The organism is Ruegeria sp. H4, from assembly GCF_056533065.1.
This window is the reverse complement of the sequence record NZ_JBQFOC010000001.1, coordinates 1,723,125-1,739,445: the sequence shown is the minus strand read 5'-3', so window position 1 is coordinate 1,739,445 and position 16,321 is coordinate 1,723,125. Positions and strand designations below refer to the sequence as shown.

The following is a 16,321-nucleotide window of genomic DNA, read 5'->3' as shown; positions in this document are numbered from 1 at the left end:
GACCATCAATATAACTTTGGGTTATGAAGCTTGATCCTAGATATCTCGAGATCCTCGCGGCCATTGTTGAGGCCGGAGGATTGACCGAAGGCGCTGCTTTACTTGGGAAATCTCAACCCAGTGTCTCCAGAAGCGTCTCTCTCTTGGAGGACAGGGTGGGTGAGCCCCTATTCCTGCCGACCCGAAGACCTTTGCAGCCTACTGAGCTTGGTCTTGCGCTTGCTCAGGAAGGTCAAAGAATCCTAAGCGCAGGTCGCCATGCAAGTCGTGTTGTGGACGAGCACCGTCAAGGCATTGCTGGTGCTGTGCGGGTTGCGGGTACGCCGATCTTCATGGACGGTGTCATCTCAAACGTGATTGCGGAGTTTCAGGCCGAGTACCCCAATATTCGGATCGACCAATCCTATGGGTACCCCACTGAACTTTTGTCCCAGTTGTCCGCTGAAACTCTGGACTTGGCCATTCTTCCTATGCGCCCGGCAGACGTGTCTGATGAGTACGAATTTCGTCAAATCCTGCCTGGCCGAAACGTCATTGCGTGCCGCATTGGTCACCCATTGGCGCGCAAAAAAGAGGTTAAGCTGGAAGATATCACCGAGTTTTCCTGGATCGCGCCACCTGCAAACAGCCCGCTGTTTCGTGACTTGCGAAACACGCTGGACGGTATCGGTATGCGAGATCTCAAAATCAGTTTCACAGGCGGGTCTTTGAGTGCGGTTGTGAACGTTCTAACGGGTTCAGATTCCCTTACCGTTTTGCCTTTTTCTGTGGTCTTTATGATGCAACGGCAAAAAACTCTGACAGCACTGCCGATAAAAATCGGTGATCCCGACCGGCACTTGGGTTGCGTTACACTAAGCGCCCGAAGCATGCCGGCTTCGTCAAACCGCGTGCTTGAGTTTATAAAGCAGAAGTTCGAAATGCTTGATCGGTTGATTTGTAGCGCGGGATGACTTCTCTGACCGGTCTAGCCTGTAAAAACACAAGAGATTGAATTGCTTTGTGAAGCCCGTACGAAGTTTGGGGCGGACGTTGTTCAATGCGTGCTGCCTCAGGGGACCTTTCGGTTTGTTGGTCATCTGTATGTTTCAATTGTTCTGGGTCAGAATTGCTTGACGTTTGGGTCAGAAATGAATGACGTAGTTGACCGATTTATCGAGGTTTTGATCGTCGATTGAGTCAACGATGTGTAACGTTCCACAGGGTTTTTATGTGGCGACAAATAGTTTTGCCGTTTGCGACAGAACTTTTCCTTTGCGCCGCATAGCTTGGCCTTCTGCCAAACGGTTACGTTGTGCACTTTTCCCCCTAAAAGCTGGATTTGAGTGAAGCCCTTCAGGGTGCCCGCCTCCAAAACCTGCTCCCGAAGAGAGTAGGGGGATAGCAAGTGCAACACAATTCGACAGGGTGGTGCGGCCCACAGGCGTTCGCCGAGGACACGGCCCTGTCTAGTTGTATTTCGGGTGGGGGACGACTTCCCCTAGTTCCGCTGCCTTTTCCGAGTGGCGCGAAGTATATGCGGCACATAGGAACGCACTATTGGCGTAATTGGAACTGGTCTGAGTTTGTCTTACAGAACTATTTGCCAAGCACGTCTATCGCCGCCTAGACGATATTTCCTGAAGATGTTCGTATGCCGCGCGGAAACGGATTTTTGCCGCGTTGAAAGCCTCTGTCATATTACTGTCCTGAAGCACCCGCTCACCGATTCTGGGAGGTTTGAGGATGTCCTCTGGCGACGCTCCGGATCCAGCGATCATTGCAAGTCGGGCTGCCCCAAGTGCGGCACCGAACTCACTATCCTGCGGCAACTCTATGGGCACATCCAGAACGGTTGCGATCAGTTTTACCCAGTACCGCGATTGCGTTCCACCGCCGATGCCGATCAGACGGTCTATGCGGGCTCCAGTCTGCGCCAGTGCATCATACGAGTCGCTCAATCCGTAGGCGACGCCTTCGAGCACCGCACAGGTAAGGTCGCTCTGGTCGGTATCCTTTCCCAGCCCGGTAAAGCTGCCGCGAATGCTGGCGTCGTTATGGGGTGTGCGTTCTCCGGACAGGTAGGGGTAGAACTGCACGCGACCGGGCGTACACAAAGTGTCGCCCAGATTGCGCGTCAGGTCGGATGGAGTCTTGCCAGTGATCTGACCCAGCCAGTTTAGGCTGTCTGTTGCCGACAACATGACTCCCATCTGGTACCAGCGATCAGGAACTGCGTGGCAGAACGTGTGCAGTGCGGAATCAGGGGCAGGGTAGTAACCATCCCGCGCAGCCAAAAGAACGCCTGAGGTTCCGAGAGACAGAAAGCCATCAGCCTCATTCAAAGCCCCTAGGCCACAGGCAGCTGCCGCATTATCTCCCGCACCACCCGCAACAACGACGCTGCCACTGACGCCCCAGTTTGCCGCTAAATCGGGCCGTAAGGTGCCTGCTGGCTGGCATCCTTCGACAAGCCGCGGCATCTGTGTTTCGCTCATCTGCCCGGCGGTCAACAAGGTGTCGGACCACGCGCGGCCCGACACGTCCAGCCAGGATGTTCCGGCACTGTCCGACATATCGGCGACATAGTCGCCGGTCAGGTAGTAGTTCAAATAAGCCGCAGGAAGCAGGACCTTGGCCACGCGGGCGAAACTTTCAGGCTCATGAGCCTTGACCCAGAGCAGTTTGGGCGCCGTGAAACCGGGAAACACGATGTTGCCTGAAATCTCACGAACGCCGGGCATGGCATCCAGATGCTGTGCCTCAATATCCGAGCGCGTATCATTCCACAGAATGCAAGGCCGGATCACGTCGCCTGCAGAATCCAGCAGAGTTGCGCCATGCATATGTCCTGCGACGCTGACAGCGCGGAGGTCGGTAAACTCGGAGTGACTACCGCGCAATTCGCCAACCGCCATTTCAAGCGCCGTGATCCAATCCGCCGGGTTCTGTTCGCTCCAACCGGGGTGTTTGTGTTCGGATGAGTAAGACTGCTCGGCCGATCCGATCACGCTGCCATCTTCTGCCAGTAGCAGGGCGCGAAGCCCGGATGTTCCCAGATCAATGCCAAGGTAGCTCATGCCACGTTGCCCCCCATTGGTGCCTGTAAATCGTTTACTTTTTTTGCCCGCTACCTGAATAGGGCGGGCGCAAGTGATTCATAGGATGATATGATCAGATCAGCTCCTTGCTGACTAAGAAACTCGCCATGCTGGTCTTCAATACCACGTAGATGCGCCCCACCCACAAATCCGGCACAATACATGTTAGCCGTCTTGGCAGCGCGCACGCCATAAGGTGAGTCTTCGATCACAAGGCAGTTTCTGGGGGGAACACCGACCTGAGCAGCGGCGTATAGAAACAAGTCTGGTGCTGGTTTGCCGTGCTCAACCTGCTCGGCGCTGAAGACGTTATCAAACAACGCGGTCATCTGCATCGCCGTCAGGGCAACACTGATCCGTTCGAACGTCCCGCTGGAGGCGATGCAATACGGAAGGTTCAACGTCGTCAACACCCCCAAAAAATCTTTGACTTCAGCAATAGGTGAGAGTTCCCGCTTGAAACGTCGGAACAACTTGGCCTGCCATGTATGCGCAAAGCCTTTGGCAGAGGTTGTGCTGTGCTCAGCAACAAAAGCTTCAATTGTCGAGAGAGATTTGCCCAGAAATAGGCTTCGGACCTCTTGTGCCTGCAGGTCGATACCATACTCTGTCAGAGTTTCTTTTAATGTGGACAGCGAGATGATCTCGCTATCGGCAATAACTCCATCAAAATCAAAAATAATCAGATCGAACGCCTCAAGCGATATAGGAGGCTGCGCATCCGGCTTGGAACCCTTGGCGTTGTCGCCTGCCATCGCGCGCACCGTTACAATGCGCGCCCGTCGGCACTAAATTGATGCAGTCGATTTTCGGGGACTCGAACACCTACGGTTTGACCAACAGGTGTATCGTCGTCACCGCCGACGCGCGCTACGATCTCGCTATTGTCAGGGAGTGTGAGGTATAGCAAGCTCTCGCCTCCCAGCTGTTCCTTGACCCTGACCATGGCGTCGGTATTGCCCGCGTCTTGTTGCACCAGCTCAAGATGTTCGGGGCGGCAGCCGACGAAAGCCGCCTCCGGCTTGATGGTCAATCCGCTCACTGTGTTACTGGGCGCAAACACATTCATGGCCGGGGAACCGATAAACTCGGCAACAAAGCGTGACCGGGGTGAATGATACAATTCCATCGGAGTTCCAACCTGCTCGACGCGTCCGCCATTCAAAACAACGATTTTGTCGGCCATTGTCATGGCTTCAACCTGGTCATGGGTCACATAGATCATCGTTGCGGCGAGTTGTTTGTGCAGGCCTTCCAGCTCGACCCGCATCTGCACCCGCAGTTTTGCGTCCAGATTGGACAGCGGCTCGTCAAACAGGAAGACCTTTGGATTTTTGACGATGGCCCGACCAATGGCCACACGCTGGCGCTGACCACCCGACAGCTGTGAGGGCTTGCGATCAAGATAATCTTCCAGCTGTAGGATACGGGCTGCTTCGGCGATCCGTTCCTGCCGCAGGGCAGGCGCAAATCCGTTGACTTTCATGCCGAAATCCATGTTTTCGCGCACGCTCATATGCGGGTAGAGGGCATAGGACTGGAACACCATTGCTAGCTCGCGGTCGGCAGGTTCAGCATGCGTCACGTCCCGCCCGTCAATCTCGATATGCCCCGAGTCAGCACCCTCCAATCCGGCCAGTGTTCGCAAAAGGGTTGATTTGCCACAACCCGATGGCCCAACGAACACAACAAACTCTCCGTCCTTGATGTCCAGACCGACATCGAAGAGCGCTTGTGTTTCACCATAAAATTTGTTGAGTCCTTCAATCCTGATGCCAGCCAAGGCAACCCCTCCCCAACGGCGAACGCTGCGGTCCGCAAATTATCTTTTGTTTATCAGTAGAAACAAATGTATTGACTTTCAAGTCGGAAAAATACTTTTGTATTAACTAATATGCAAAAGAATTTTGAACTGGGAGGAGACCTGAGAATGAAAACTCTTAGAAACTTGCTGAGTACCGCAGCCGTCGCCAGCATCATCGCGACCGGTGCGGCCGTTGCAGATGATGACTGGAGCCTGAAAAAGGCTGCCGAACCCTATGCGGGCACAACCATTGACGTCGTATTCCTGCTGCGCCCGGGCTATGAGGCGATCGAAGCCATGCTGCCCGAGTTTGAAGCGGAAACGGGAATTAAGGTAAACGTCATAAAGCATCCCTATGAGAACGCTCTGGGTGAACAGGTGCGGGATTTTGTGGCTGGCGGTGATCTGGATATCGCACTGATTGACCTTGTTTGGATAGGCAACTTTGCAGAGAACGATTGGATCATTCCGCTGGCGGATGTGCAGGCAAAGTTCCCTGACGCAGTTGATCCAGATCTGGACATCGATGACTTTTTTCCGCTGGTGCTGAACGCCTTTGGTGGATGGAATGACACGCTGTATGGCCTGCCGTTCGACAACTATTCCGGCCTGATGTTCTATAATCGCTGCATGCTGGAAGAAGCCGGGTTCGACGGCCCACCGGAAACTTGGCAAGAGCTGAAGGACACATATGGCCCGGCGCTGACAAAAGACGGAAAATACGCCTTTGCGCTGCAGTCCAAGCGGAATGAAACCCAGTCTGCCGACAGCTTTGCAAGGATGCTTTGGCCCTTTGGCGGTTCGTTCCTAGACGATGAATTCAAGTCCAATCTGATGAGTGACGAAAGCCAGGCAGGACTAAAGTTCCGTCAGGAACTGATGGAATACATGCCTGACGGTATCGTGGCTTATGACCATGCCGAAACCGTGAATGGGTTCAGTCAAGGCGACATCGCAATGATCACCGAATGGTCGGCCTTCTATTCGTCGGTCGTCTCGCCCGAGACATCGAAAGTGGCGGATTGCGTTGAAATCGCACCCGAGCCCACAGGCCCTGCGGGCCGTAAGCCAGCACTTGGTGGGTTCTCTCTGGCAGTAGCTTCGCAAGCAGACGAAGCCGAACAAGCGGCAGCCTATTTGTTCATCCAGTGGGCAACCTCGAAAGCCAACGCACGGGAATACCTTGAGCGCGGTGGTGTTCCGGCCCGACAGTCTGTTTATCAGGAAGACGGTCTGGAAGACTTCAAGTTTGTGCCCGCGCTGGTCGAGAGCTGGCAAGACGGCGTGCCGGAATTCCGCCCCCGTTTCGCGGAATGGCCCGAGATCACCGAGATCGTTCAGGAATGGGGCACAAAAATGATGCTGGGTGAGGTCTCGACCGAGGAAGGTGCGCAAGAAATCGGCACCCGGATGGAGGCTGTACTGGACGCAGCCGGATACTATTCTGGCGACAAGCCGCTGGCTCAGTAAAACATAGATTCAGGGGCGCATATTTGGCGCCCCTGTACCCGGTTCGAGAGGGTCAGCTGGAGGACGGATATGCGCGGCCAAGTACCCCGCAGAACAATATTTGCATTCATCGGTCCAGCGGTCATTGGTCTTGCCGCGGTGGGCATCGCGCCATTGCTTTACGCGGCTTGGACTTCAGCGCATTTCTACAACCTTACAAAGCTGAAACGGGTCGAGTTCATAGGTTTCGAAAATTATTGGACCGTACTGACGGATGAAGTGTTCTGGCAGGCGATGGGCCGCACGTTTTTCCTGCTGGGTACGGCCCTGCCGCTGCAAATCGCACTCGGTCTGGGCATTGCGTTGGTGTTGCATCAACCTGGTCTGACACTGGTAAAAACATTGGCGCGCCTAAGCCTCGTTCTGCCGATGGCCACGACCTACGCGGTTGTGGGTCTGCTGGGTCAGGTGATGTTCAACCAGAAATTTGGCGTAGTGAACCAGCTTTTGGGCGGGGCCGACATAAACTGGATCGGTGATCCCCAGAACGCTTTTGCCATGATAGTCTTCTGGGACGTCTGGCAATGGACACCGTTTGTAGCGCTGGTTCTTCTAGCAGGTCTGACCATGGTGCCGGGCGAAGTGGAAGAGGCCGCGCGCCTGGAAACCAAGTCCAAATGGATTGTTCTGCGCCATGTGCAACTGCCCTTTCTGGTGCCGGGTCTGGTTGCGGTGTTGATCCTGCGGACAGCGGACACGTTGAAGCTGTTCGACATGGTGTTCACGCTGACACGTGGCGGTCCGGGATCGTCGACCGAGTTCATTTCGCTGATGATCCAACGGGTCGGGTTTCGCGGCTTCGATCAGGGGCTGGCCTCGGCGCAGGCAATCATCCTGCTGATCATCACCATTATACTGGCGCAAATCTATATCCGCGTCTTCTACAAAGAGGTCTGAGCCATGATGACGACCCGCTCATACTGGTCTCAGATTGCCTTGCTGGCTTTGATCATTCTGGTCTGCGTCTTCCCGTTTTACTGGATGGTCACGACTTCCTTAAAAACGCAGGTGGTAGCGCTTGAATCGCCCCCCGTGTGGCTATTCGAACCGACACTGGCCAACTATCGTGAGGCCCTGTTCGAAGACGGGGTACTACGGACACTGATCAATTCGCTGATCATTGCAATCTCTACGACGCTGCTGGCGCTAGTTCTGGGCGTTCCTGCCGCCTTTGCGCTGGCCAGGTTCGAGTTTCGCGGAAAAAAAGACCTTTGGTTCTGGTTCATCACCAATCGGATGGTTTCCCCCATTGTTCTGGCTCTTCCATTCTTTCTGATCGCCCGTAACCTGTCGCTGCTGGATAAACACATCACGCTGATCCTGATATACCTGACCTTCAACTTGCCGATCGTCATCTGGATCGTGACAGATCAATTCAGAGGCATACCCTATGATCTGGACGAGGCCGCACGGCTGGAAGGGGCCTCGCAGTTTACCATCATGCGTAAAATCTGCCTGCCATTGGCCATGCCTGGTGTAGCCGTATCGGCGATCTTTTCTTTCATCTTTTCGTGGAACGAACTGATGTTCGGTCTGATCCTGACCAGGACCGAAGCCAAAACGGCCCCCGCAATGGCCGTGTCTTTCATGGAAGGCTACAACTTGCCGTATGGTAAGATCATGGCCACATCGACGCTGATCGTGATACCGGTTCTGATCTTCGCGCTCATCGCCTCCAAGCAATTGGTGCGTGGCCTGACGATGGGAGCCGTGAAATGAAGTCTTCGACCACTCCCTTTCCCGTTTCGTTGCGGTAGAACGGAACCAAAAGGAAAGGACATCCATGTCACGCTATATCAAACTCGACCAGATCGACCCGGAAGAACAGCTATTGGTGCGGCTGTGCTGGGCCTGTGAGGTCGAGGGCATGACACAGGCCGACGCGGCCGAGCGGTTTGGAACAACGCGGCTGCGTGTCAACAAAGCGCTCAGCGAGGCGCGGCGGCGTGGCATTTTGCGTGTCAGTGTGGATTCCGTTTTTGCGGCAGCGGCGCAATTTGAATGGGAGCTTGAGCGGCAGTTCAAACTGACCCGCGCAGTTGTGGTGCCTTCGCCTGAGGACCGTGTGTCAGTCACCCCGCTGGTTGCTGCGGGGCTAGGTGCGCATTTGGGCGAAGTCTTGTGCGACCCGAAACTGACTCATTTTGGCATGTCCTGGGGCAACACTTTGAACCTTGCGACGCGCCACATGCAGCCGCTCGACCGTCCTGATCTTGAGATCGTGTCGATCATGGGCGGTGTCTCGCGCGGATCAGACGTGAACGGGTACGAGATCACCACGCGGCTGGCTGATTTATGCAACGCCGAGCACAGCTTTTTCACCGCGCCGCTTTATGCGGGTAGCCCGGAGAGTCAGGCACTGTTCATGGATCAGGACGTGATCCGGGATATGCTGGAAAAGATCCGCTCTTGCGGTGCAATTGCGCTGGCTACGGGGGATCTGGAGAGTTCGCTGCTGGTGCGTGATGCCTTGCCCAACGGGGTCGATCCGGCCGATCTGGTCGCCAAAGGCGGCGTAGGCGATATCACCGGGCACATCTTGAATGCGGATGGTGAGCTGATTGATCATCCGTTGAACCAGTGCGTCATTGGCCTGTCGCTGGATGAGATGGCCGAAATAGACAATGTCATTCTGGCCGCTGGTGGCCTTCATAAAACGCCGATCATTGCTGCGGCCCTGAAGCGCGGTTTTGTCGACACACTTGTTACGGATGAGAACACGGCAGCCGCTTTGCTTGAAACCAACAGAACATAAGGGAGGTGTAGGATGGCCAAAGCTCTGGTTCTGGAAAAAGCCCGCAGCCTTGCGCTGCGCGAGATTGAGCTGGCCAAGACATTGGGCCCTGAGGATGTCCGCGTCGCGATAGATACGGTTGGGGTGTGCGGCAGCGATGTTCACTACTACACCCATGGCAAGATTGGGCCCTTTGTCGTGAACGCGCCTATGGTGCTAGGACACGAGGCTGCAGGTGTGATCACCGAGGTTGGGTCAGACGTAACGGACCTGGGTGTCGGTGATCGGGTCTGTATGGAGCCAGGCATACCCAACACCCGGTCCAAGGCCGCAAAGCTTGGTGCCTACAATGTGGACCCATCTGTGCAGTTTTGGGCCACGCCTCCGGTGCATGGCTGCCTGACCTCCTCGGTCGTACATCCTGCGGCGTTCACCTATCGCTTGCCCGACCACATCAGCTTTGCCGAAGGGGCAATGGTCGAACCCTTTGCAATTGGCATGCAGGCAGCAACCAAAGCGCAGATCAAACCGGGTGATGTGGCGCTTGTCACCGGTGCAGGGCCAATTGGCATAATGGTGGCTCTGGCCGCGCTGGCCGGTGGTTGCGCCAAGGTCTATATCTCTGACCTGGTTGAGGAAAAGCTGTCGGTTGCTGCGCAATATGACAATATCGAACCTGTTCTGATCGGACGCGATGACCCCTCAGCCGTTGTGCGCGACGCGACCGAAGGATGGGGCGCGGATGTGGTTTTCGAATGCGCCGGCGCGGCCACCTCAATTCAAACCGCTCTCGATGCCGTAGCCCCTGCGGGCTGTGTAGTCTGGGTAGGCATGCCGGTCGATCCAGTGCCGGTCGACATTGTTCTGGCTCAGTCCAAGGAAATCAGGATGGAGACGGTGTTTCGCTATGCCAATATGTATGACCGGGCCATAGCATTGCTTGGGTCGGGTAAAGTGGATGTGAAACCTCTAATCTCTAAAACATTTGACTTTGAGAACAGCATCGAAGCGTTCGAGCGTGCAGTTGAGGCGCGACCAACAGATGTCAAAATCCAGATTCGGTTGGACCGAACATGACCGACGTTTTGGACAATTTGGCCGAACAGGTCCTGTCTGAACTACGACCGGGCTTGTCCGGTCACGTTTTGAAACAGATCGCGCCTTTATCTGAGGCTCTTGCCAATTCGCGGCAGATCCTTTGCTACGGTGTCGGTCGCGAGGGCCTGATGATGAAAGCGCTGGCGATGCGGCTGTTTCACTTGGGGTGTGACGCCCATGTGGTCGGCGACATGACGGCGCCACCGGTCGGGGCATCGGACATCCTGCTTGTCAGCGCAGGACCAGGGCATTTTTCGACTGTGGCGGCGTTGGTGGGCGTTGCGCGGGAGGCCGGTGCCAAAGTTGTCTGCATCACTGCAGAACCCGAGGGTGCCGTGCCACAGGCTGTGGATCTGACCGTTCACCTTCCCGCGCAAACCATGGCCGCAGACCAAGGTCCCGATGCCACGTCTGTGCTGCCGATGGGGTCGCTCTATGAGGTGCTCATGTTCCTGTTCTTCGAGCTTCTTGTGCTGGACCTGCGCGACAGGATGGCCGTCACGCCCGAGGATATGCGCGCCAATCACACGAATTTGGAATAGCTCATGCCCTGGGAAACCCGTTTCAGTTTGAAGGGAAAGAAAGCGCTGATCACCGGTGCATCTTCAGGGATTGGAACCTCAATTGCACAGGTTTTTGCGGATGCAGGAGCGGACATCGCGGCGCATGGCCGCGACAAGGACCGGCTTGCGCAATTGGGAACTGAGGTTCAAGCTTTGGGGCGAGATTTTGCAGCAATAACCGGAGACTTGGCTGATGCCGAAGAAACGGCCTTGGTCGCAGCCAGGGCATTGGAGGTTTTTGGGCGGGTCGATATTCTCGTTAACTCTGCCGGAATTGCCCTGACCGGGCCGGTTGTTGACTATGATCTGGCGGATTGGCAGCGCACTTTGGCGGTAAATCTAACAGCGCCCTTTATCCTATCCCGCGCGGTACTGCCTGGCATGATGGAACGCCGACAGGGCAAGATCATCAACATTTCATCGCAGACGGGCGTTATTGCCCTAGCCGATCACGCGGCCTACGCCACCTCCAAGGGGGCGCTCAATTCTCTGACGAAATCGCTCATGACCGAAGCTGCGCCGTACAACGTACAGGTCAACGCGATCTGCCCAACCGTCGTGCTAACCGAAATGGGGAAAGAGCTATGGTCGGCGCCGGAAAAGAAAGATCCGTTTATCGAGCGAACGCCTTTGGGCCGCTTTGGCGAACCTGTCGAGATCGCAGATATGGCCCTGTATCTGGCTGCCCCCGCATCCGATCTGGTGAACGGTGCGATCATGATGATCGAAGGGGGGTATTCAAGCATATGACGCGTTTTGCAAACCAACCCTCTGGGTTTGGGATTGGCCCGTCGATCTGTTTTCGGCACTGCGGAGACTTCCCGGAAGGTGAGGAAAAACGGTACGGTTTGATGTAGAGGAGGCAACTGAATGGTTGATCTGGCGGGCAAGGTGATCGCGATAACGGGCGCTGCGTCGGGGATTGGGCTGGCTTGTGCCAAAGAGTGTATCGCGGCAGGGGCCACGGTTGCTTTGGTCGATCGGAACGAAGCGGCACTAAAGACAGTTTGCGATGACTTGGGGGACGACGCTTTTTCAATCGTTACAGACGTTGCGAGTCCTGACAGCGTGGACCAGATGCTGCCAGAAATCCTCGGAAAAGCGGGGCGTCTGGACGCGTTCCACGCCAATGCTGGCGCTTACATTGGTGGGGACGTTCTGGAAGGCGATCCGGATGCGTGGGATCGTGTTTTGAACCTCAACATAAATGCGGCGTTTCGCTCGGTGCAGGCGGTTTTGCCATATCTGGCCAAACAGGGGTCGGGTGATATCATCATGACCAGTTCCATCGCAGGTGTCATTCCCGTCGTGTGGGAGCCCATCTATACAGCCTCAAAACATGCGGTGCAGGCCTTCACCCACTCTGTCAGACGGCAGGTTGCCAAGCATGGTGTGCGGGTTGGCGCTGTTTTGCCGGGTCCTGTAGTGACCGCTTTGCTGGATGACTGGCCGAAGGAAAAAATGGAACAAGCATTGGCCGAGGGGAGTCTGATGCAACCCAAAGAAGTGGCCGATTGCGTGGTTTTCATGCTCAGCCGCCCCGCGAATGTCACGATCCGGGATCTTGTCATCCTGCCAAACGCGGTGGACCTATGAGCTGTTTCGTAGGCGTAGACGTTGGGACCGGCAGTGCCAGGGCGGGTGTTTTCGACAGCAACGGCACATTGTTTGCCAGCCGAAAGCAAGACATTCAAATGTGGCGCGACACCGGCGATATAGCCGAGCAGTCTTCGACAGACATCTGGCAGGCTGTGTGTGCCTGTGTTCGAGGCGCGGTTGAGGAGAGTGGAATCGAGGCCTCGCAGGTCAAAGGTGTTGGTTTCGATGCGGCGTGTTCAATGGTCGTCCTGGACCAAACCATGCAACCGCTGAGCATCAGCGCCTCGGGTAAGGCCGAGCGCAACGTAATCGTTTGGATGGACCACCGGGCCAAGGATCAGGCCGAGCGTATCAATGGACTGGGCCACCCCGTTTTGGACTATGTTGGCGGGCGGATTTCTCCTGAGATGCAGACGCCCAAGCTGCTGTGGATTAAAGAGAATATGCCGGACTCCTTCCGCAACGCCGGCCAATTCTTTGACCTGCCGGATTATTTGACATGGGCCGCAACTGGGTCACTGGATCGCTCCGCTTGTACGGTGACATGTAAATGGACTTACCTGGCACATGAACGTCGGTGGGATGACAGTTATTTCAACCAGATTGGTCTGTCAGAATTGCCATCTGAGGAGTATGCCCGTATCGGGCAGAAGATCGTGGCCCCCGGGACACCTCTGGCACAGGGATTGACCGCTCAAGCCGCATCGAGCATGGGGTTGCTTGAAGGTACACCCGTTGGCGCAGGTTTGATTGATGCTCATGCCGGGGGTATCGGCACCGTAGGCGCTAATCCCGAAACAGGACCCGAGTCGACGATGGCCTATGTATTCGGAACGTCCGCCTGCACGATGTCGACTTCAAAGACTGCGCACAAGGTTCCGGGTGTGTGGGGGCCATACTATTCGGCCATGGTGCCGGGAATGTGGTTGTCAGAAGGGGGGCAATCCACGGCCGGGGAAGCGATCGCGCACCTAATCACGAGCCATCCATCAAGCAGCGACGCAACCTCCCTCGCGCAAGCAAAGGGGATGTCACTGCAATCGTTTCTTCTGCGCGAGGTCGAACGGCGCGTGTCAGATGCAAGCGATGCGGTCCGACTGGCAGGGTCCCGGATAATTGTCCCGGATTTTCTGGGCAACCGGGCACCTTATGCCGACCCGGACGCAACCGGAATCGTTTCTGGCCTAACGCTGGCAAATGATAGCGATGACCTCATTGCAACCTATGTCGCTGCAGTACTTGGGGTAGGTTATGGGATGCGCCAGATTATGGAGGCGCAAGCCGCACATGGTGTTCATCCTTCGACCGTCGCGATTAGTGGTGGGGCAGGGGAAAGCGCCACGATCAAGCAACTTTTGGCAGATGCTAGCGGCGCTCCTGTTCTATCGACAACCTCACCTGAGCCGGTTCTGTTGGGTGCAGCCATGCTAGGTGCTGTGGCAAGCCAGCCAGAAACGTCTCTTGAGGAGGCAATGGCGAGGATGTCGTCAGAAAAGGAGCGGTTCTCACCAAAATCTGGCGTGACCGCACAACTACATGATGCCCGTTACGAGGCTTTTAAGGGTCTGCAAGACGTTGAACGGCGTCTACGTCAGGAATTGGCAGCACCTTAAGGGCTACGTACATCGCGTTCCGGAAATAGTTTTGAACTTCTTCGGCACAGCATTTGAGCCCAAACGGCGAACTGGGAACTATTCGCTAAATCTGTGACGAGGAGGCGGTGTCGCAGCCTGTTTTGTCAGATATGACAATTGGCGCAATCTGGATGATTTCAGGCTCATGGGGTGGTTCACCATCAATAATCCTGAACATCGTGTCCACCATCGCCGAGACATCCTGTCGAACGGAGAACAGATTCTGCGCCATATACTGAGCAAACGGATCCCAATCAAAGCTTCCAAACAGAATTGTGTCTAGTGCGGCCCTGTCATTCTGCGCCAACCAATCAAATACACCCTCCAACGATATCGTCGAGTTTACGAACATCGCAGTCGGCATTCGGCCCGTTTCTTTCAACTTTGCGGCAAATGCGGCCTTAGACTTGGCGGCTGCGTAGCCGCAGGCCAGTATGTTCTCGTCCAAAGGTCTAGCCCCTGCGTCCGAGACCGCATCACGGAAACCGCGTATTCTTTCGCTTGTGTTGTGATCGGTCGGGCGGCCGCCCAGGAACAGAAACTCGTTCTGCCAATCCCGACCTTTTGCTTGCGCATGTTTTATCAGGGCTGCAGTCAATCTATATGCGCCTGTGTAGTTGTCGGAAATGATGGAAGTCGCTACTGTACCGGGCAGATCAAGGTTGATCGTTGGAACGCCCTGCGCCTTGCAAATCCGGGCGATGGTATCGGGGTCAGAGGCACCGGCACAGACGATCCGGTCTACATTGTACGACAGCATCTGCTTGACCGTCGCAAGTTCCAGCTCTGGTTCACGATGTGTGCAAGAGGTCATGGGCAAAAGCCCTCTGGCACGGGCCGCCATTTCGAAACGTTCGGCGATCGCGCCGAAGTAACGGTTGTCGTACATCGGAATAATCATGCCAATCATGCTTGACCTGACGCTGCGAAGGGCGCGGGCCTGCATATTGGGTGCATAGCCCATTTCGTTTGCGATTTGCTGAATCGTCTTGGCGCGCTTTTCACTGATGCGTCGATTGCGCCATGAGCCGTTCAGAACAGCACCAACAGTACTGGCCGAGGTGCCAGCCCGGTCGGCGATGTCGTAAATCGTGACCTGTTTCTTAGTCTCGGTTGTCGACACCGAAGATTCCCCTTTGACAAGATTAGTGTGTTCCATATAGCCTTTGCACCATCGATTGCGCAACAAAGAACAACCGATGGTGCAGTTTGATTTCTGCTGTGCGCTGTCTTTTCGGCGCTGGCCAACCTGGGAGGAAACTATGAAACTTAGACCGATACTCGCAGCCTCAGTCTGCGCTTTTGCTCTTGGTGCAACCAATGTCGCTGCTGAGACTACTATGGGAATCGTCGTCAAAATTGGAGGGATCCCTTGGTTCAACGCTATGGAAGAAGGAATCAAGGAACGTGCCGGTGAGCTGGGTGTCAGCGCCGAGATGATCGGACCGACCTCAGCCGACCCGGCCCTTCAGGTTCGTGCGATTGAAGATCTCATTGCGAAGGGTGTGGATGTCATCGGCGTGGTGCCCAACGATGAGGCGGCGCTTGAACCCGTGTTGCAGAAGGCCATGGACGCCGGGATCAAAGTGATCGCGCACGAAGGGCCCGGTTTGAACAACGTGGATTGGAACTTCGAACTGGCTTCTGCAGATGGATTCGGTGAAGCGCATGCCAAGCTTCTTTGTGAGAAAACCGAAGAGCCGGGTACCTATGCCGTTTATGTGGGTTCACTGACTGTACCGCTTCACAACGCTTGGGCGGATGCTGGCATCGCCTGGCTGGCTGAGAACTGCTCCGACAAGTTGCAGCCGGTGGGTGATCGTTATGGCGTTGCAGAAAGTGTTGATGACAGCCGTTCGACCGCACTTGACTTGATCGCAGCCAATCCTGATTTGCGTGGCTTCCTTGCGTTTGGCAGCCAAGGTCCGATCGGGGCAGGGCGCGCGATCGAGGAACGTCGCTTGGGCGGCAAGGTCCATGTGCTTGGGCCATTCTCACCCGGTCAGGGCCAGAAGCTGCTGAAAGAAGATGTCATTTCTGGCGGGTTCATGTGGAACCCAGCTGAGGCGGGCCGCGTGTTTGTCACTTTAGGCGACATGCTGGTGAACGGCGAAGAAATCTCGGAAGGAACCGAGATCGAGGGATTGGGTGTTGTCAGTCCGGATGCCGCAACCCGCAACATCATCACCGATAACCTCTTGGAGATTAACAAGAGCACTGTTGACGAGCTGGCTGCCAAGGGGCTCTGATACGATTTAATGTTGATTTGGAGCTCCGCGCATCGCGGATCTCCATTCAGA

At 55.6% G+C, this 16,321-nt stretch carries 15 protein-coding genes; 11 read left to right on the top strand and 4 right to left on the bottom strand.

What is annotated here, in order from left to right; all coding sequences use genetic code 11:
• The first annotated feature begins 23 nt into the window (after positions 1–23).
• Positions 24–953, top strand: a complete 930-nt coding sequence (locus ACR0KG_RS08715) for a LysR family transcriptional regulator (RefSeq protein ID WP_480827036.1) — start codon at positions 24–26, stop codon at positions 951–953.
• Positions 954–1,595: 642 nt separating this feature from the next.
• Here ACR0KG_RS08715 and xylB read toward each other — a convergent pair.
• From xylB to ACR0KG_RS08700, 3 genes are read right to left on the bottom strand one after another with little or no spacing between them, the layout of a single operon-like run.
• Positions 1,596–3,059, bottom strand: coding sequence for a xylulokinase (gene xylB, locus ACR0KG_RS08710; RefSeq protein WP_480548185.1), 1,464 nt, complete (start codon positions 3,057–3,059; stop codon positions 1,596–1,598).
• Positions 3,060–3,109: 50 nt separating this feature from the next.
• Complete coding sequence (locus ACR0KG_RS08705; RefSeq protein ID WP_480827035.1) at positions 3,110–3,835, bottom strand: HAD family hydrolase; 726 nt, start codon at positions 3,833–3,835, stop codon at positions 3,110–3,112.
• A gap of 11 nt (positions 3,836–3,846) precedes the next feature.
• A complete protein-coding gene (locus ACR0KG_RS08700) occupies positions 3,847–4,863 on the bottom strand; it encodes an ABC transporter ATP-binding protein (protein ID WP_480548189.1) in 1,017 nt (338 codons plus the stop codon).
• Between the two features lie 147 nt (positions 4,864–5,010).
• On the opposite strand from ACR0KG_RS08700, the gene ACR0KG_RS08695 reads away from it, so the two are divergent.
• The 9 genes from ACR0KG_RS08695 (at position 5,011) to ACR0KG_RS08655 (ending at position 14,000) form a co-directional block, all read left to right on the top strand.
• Positions 5,011–6,354 carry an ABC transporter substrate-binding protein gene (locus tag ACR0KG_RS08695; protein WP_480548191.1) on the top strand — a complete coding sequence of 448 codons (1,344 nt, stop codon included), beginning with the start codon at positions 5,011–5,013 and terminating at the stop codon, positions 6,352–6,354.
• Positions 6,355–6,423: 69 nt separating this feature from the next.
• Positions 6,424–7,290, top strand: a complete 867-nt coding sequence (locus tag ACR0KG_RS08690; protein ID WP_480543859.1) for a carbohydrate ABC transporter permease — start codon at positions 6,424–6,426, stop codon at positions 7,288–7,290.
• Positions 7,291–7,293: 3 nt separating this feature from the next.
• On the top strand, positions 7,294–8,112 hold the full coding sequence (locus ACR0KG_RS08685) for a carbohydrate ABC transporter permease (protein WP_152460809.1): 819 nt from the start codon (positions 7,294–7,296) through the stop codon (positions 8,110–8,112).
• A gap of 64 nt (positions 8,113–8,176) precedes the next feature.
• Positions 8,177–9,148, top strand: a complete 972-nt coding sequence (locus tag ACR0KG_RS08680) for a sugar-binding transcriptional regulator (RefSeq protein ID WP_480827033.1) — start codon at positions 8,177–8,179, stop codon at positions 9,146–9,148.
• 12 nt (positions 9,149–9,160) lie between these two features.
• On the top strand, positions 9,161–10,204 hold the full coding sequence (locus ACR0KG_RS08675) for an NAD(P)-dependent alcohol dehydrogenase (protein WP_480543857.1): 1,044 nt from the start codon (positions 9,161–9,163) through the stop codon (positions 10,202–10,204).
• Entirely contained in the window at positions 10,201–10,767 is a 567-nt protein-coding gene (locus tag ACR0KG_RS08670) for an SIS domain-containing protein (RefSeq protein WP_480548195.1), read from the top strand. The genes ACR0KG_RS08675 and ACR0KG_RS08670 overlap by 4 nt, the downstream gene beginning before the upstream one ends.
• 3 nt (positions 10,768–10,770) lie before the next feature.
• Complete coding sequence (locus ACR0KG_RS08665; protein WP_480548197.1) at positions 10,771–11,538, top strand: SDR family NAD(P)-dependent oxidoreductase; 768 nt, start codon at positions 10,771–10,773, stop codon at positions 11,536–11,538.
• 120 nt (positions 11,539–11,658) lie between these two features.
• A complete protein-coding gene (locus ACR0KG_RS08660; protein ID WP_480543854.1) occupies positions 11,659–12,384 on the top strand; it encodes an SDR family oxidoreductase in 726 nt (241 codons plus the stop codon).
• Positions 12,381–14,000, top strand: a complete 1,620-nt coding sequence (locus ACR0KG_RS08655; RefSeq protein ID WP_480827031.1) for an FGGY-family carbohydrate kinase — start codon at positions 12,381–12,383, stop codon at positions 13,998–14,000. The genes ACR0KG_RS08660 and ACR0KG_RS08655 overlap by 4 nt, the downstream gene beginning before the upstream one ends.
• Positions 14,001–14,085: 85 nt before the next feature.
• Here ACR0KG_RS08655 and ACR0KG_RS08650 read toward each other — a convergent pair whose 3' ends face one another.
• Entirely contained in the window at positions 14,086–15,144 is a 1,059-nt protein-coding gene (locus ACR0KG_RS08650; protein ID WP_480543852.1) for a LacI family DNA-binding transcriptional regulator, read from the bottom strand.
• A gap of 139 nt (positions 15,145–15,283) precedes the next feature.
• On the opposite strand from ACR0KG_RS08650, the gene ACR0KG_RS08645 reads away from it, so the two are divergent.
• Positions 15,284–16,270 (top strand): substrate-binding domain-containing protein, encoded by a 987-nt coding sequence (locus tag ACR0KG_RS08645; protein WP_480548201.1) that lies wholly within the window; start codon positions 15,284–15,286, stop codon positions 16,268–16,270.
• The last annotated feature ends 51 nt before the right edge of the window (positions 16,271–16,321 follow it).

Excerpts from the sequence above, each read along its gene's own strand:
- ACR0KG_RS08715 (WP_480827036.1), top strand. The coding sequence starts at position 24 with ATGAAGCTTGATCCTAGATATCTCGAGATCCTCGCGGCCATTGTTGAG.
- xylB (WP_480548185.1), bottom strand. The coding sequence starts at position 3,059 with ATGAGCTACCTTGGCATTGATCTGGGAACATCCGGGCTTCGCGCCCTG.
- ACR0KG_RS08705 (WP_480827035.1), bottom strand. The coding sequence starts at position 3,835 with ATGGCAGGCGACAACGCCAAGGGTTCCAAGCCGGATGCGCAGCCTCCT.
- ACR0KG_RS08695 (WP_480548191.1), top strand. The coding sequence starts at position 5,011 with ATGAAAACTCTTAGAAACTTGCTGAGTACCGCAGCCGTCGCCAGCATC.
- ACR0KG_RS08690 (WP_480543859.1), top strand. The coding sequence starts at position 6,424 with ATGCGCGGCCAAGTACCCCGCAGAACAATATTTGCATTCATCGGTCCA.
- ACR0KG_RS08685 (WP_152460809.1), top strand. The coding sequence starts at position 7,294 with ATGATGACGACCCGCTCATACTGGTCTCAGATTGCCTTGCTGGCTTTG.
- ACR0KG_RS08680 (WP_480827033.1), top strand. The coding sequence starts at position 8,177 with ATGTCACGCTATATCAAACTCGACCAGATCGACCCGGAAGAACAGCTA.
- ACR0KG_RS08675 (WP_480543857.1), top strand. The coding sequence starts at position 9,161 with ATGGCCAAAGCTCTGGTTCTGGAAAAAGCCCGCAGCCTTGCGCTGCGC.
- ACR0KG_RS08670 (WP_480548195.1), top strand. The coding sequence starts at position 10,201 with ATGACCGACGTTTTGGACAATTTGGCCGAACAGGTCCTGTCTGAACTA.
- ACR0KG_RS08665 (WP_480548197.1), top strand. The coding sequence starts at position 10,771 with ATGCCCTGGGAAACCCGTTTCAGTTTGAAGGGAAAGAAAGCGCTGATC.
- ACR0KG_RS08660 (WP_480543854.1), top strand. The coding sequence starts at position 11,659 with ATGGTTGATCTGGCGGGCAAGGTGATCGCGATAACGGGCGCTGCGTCG.
- ACR0KG_RS08655 (WP_480827031.1), top strand. The coding sequence starts at position 12,381 with ATGAGCTGTTTCGTAGGCGTAGACGTTGGGACCGGCAGTGCCAGGGCG.
- ACR0KG_RS08645 (WP_480548201.1), top strand. The coding sequence starts at position 15,284 with ATGAAACTTAGACCGATACTCGCAGCCTCAGTCTGCGCTTTTGCTCTT.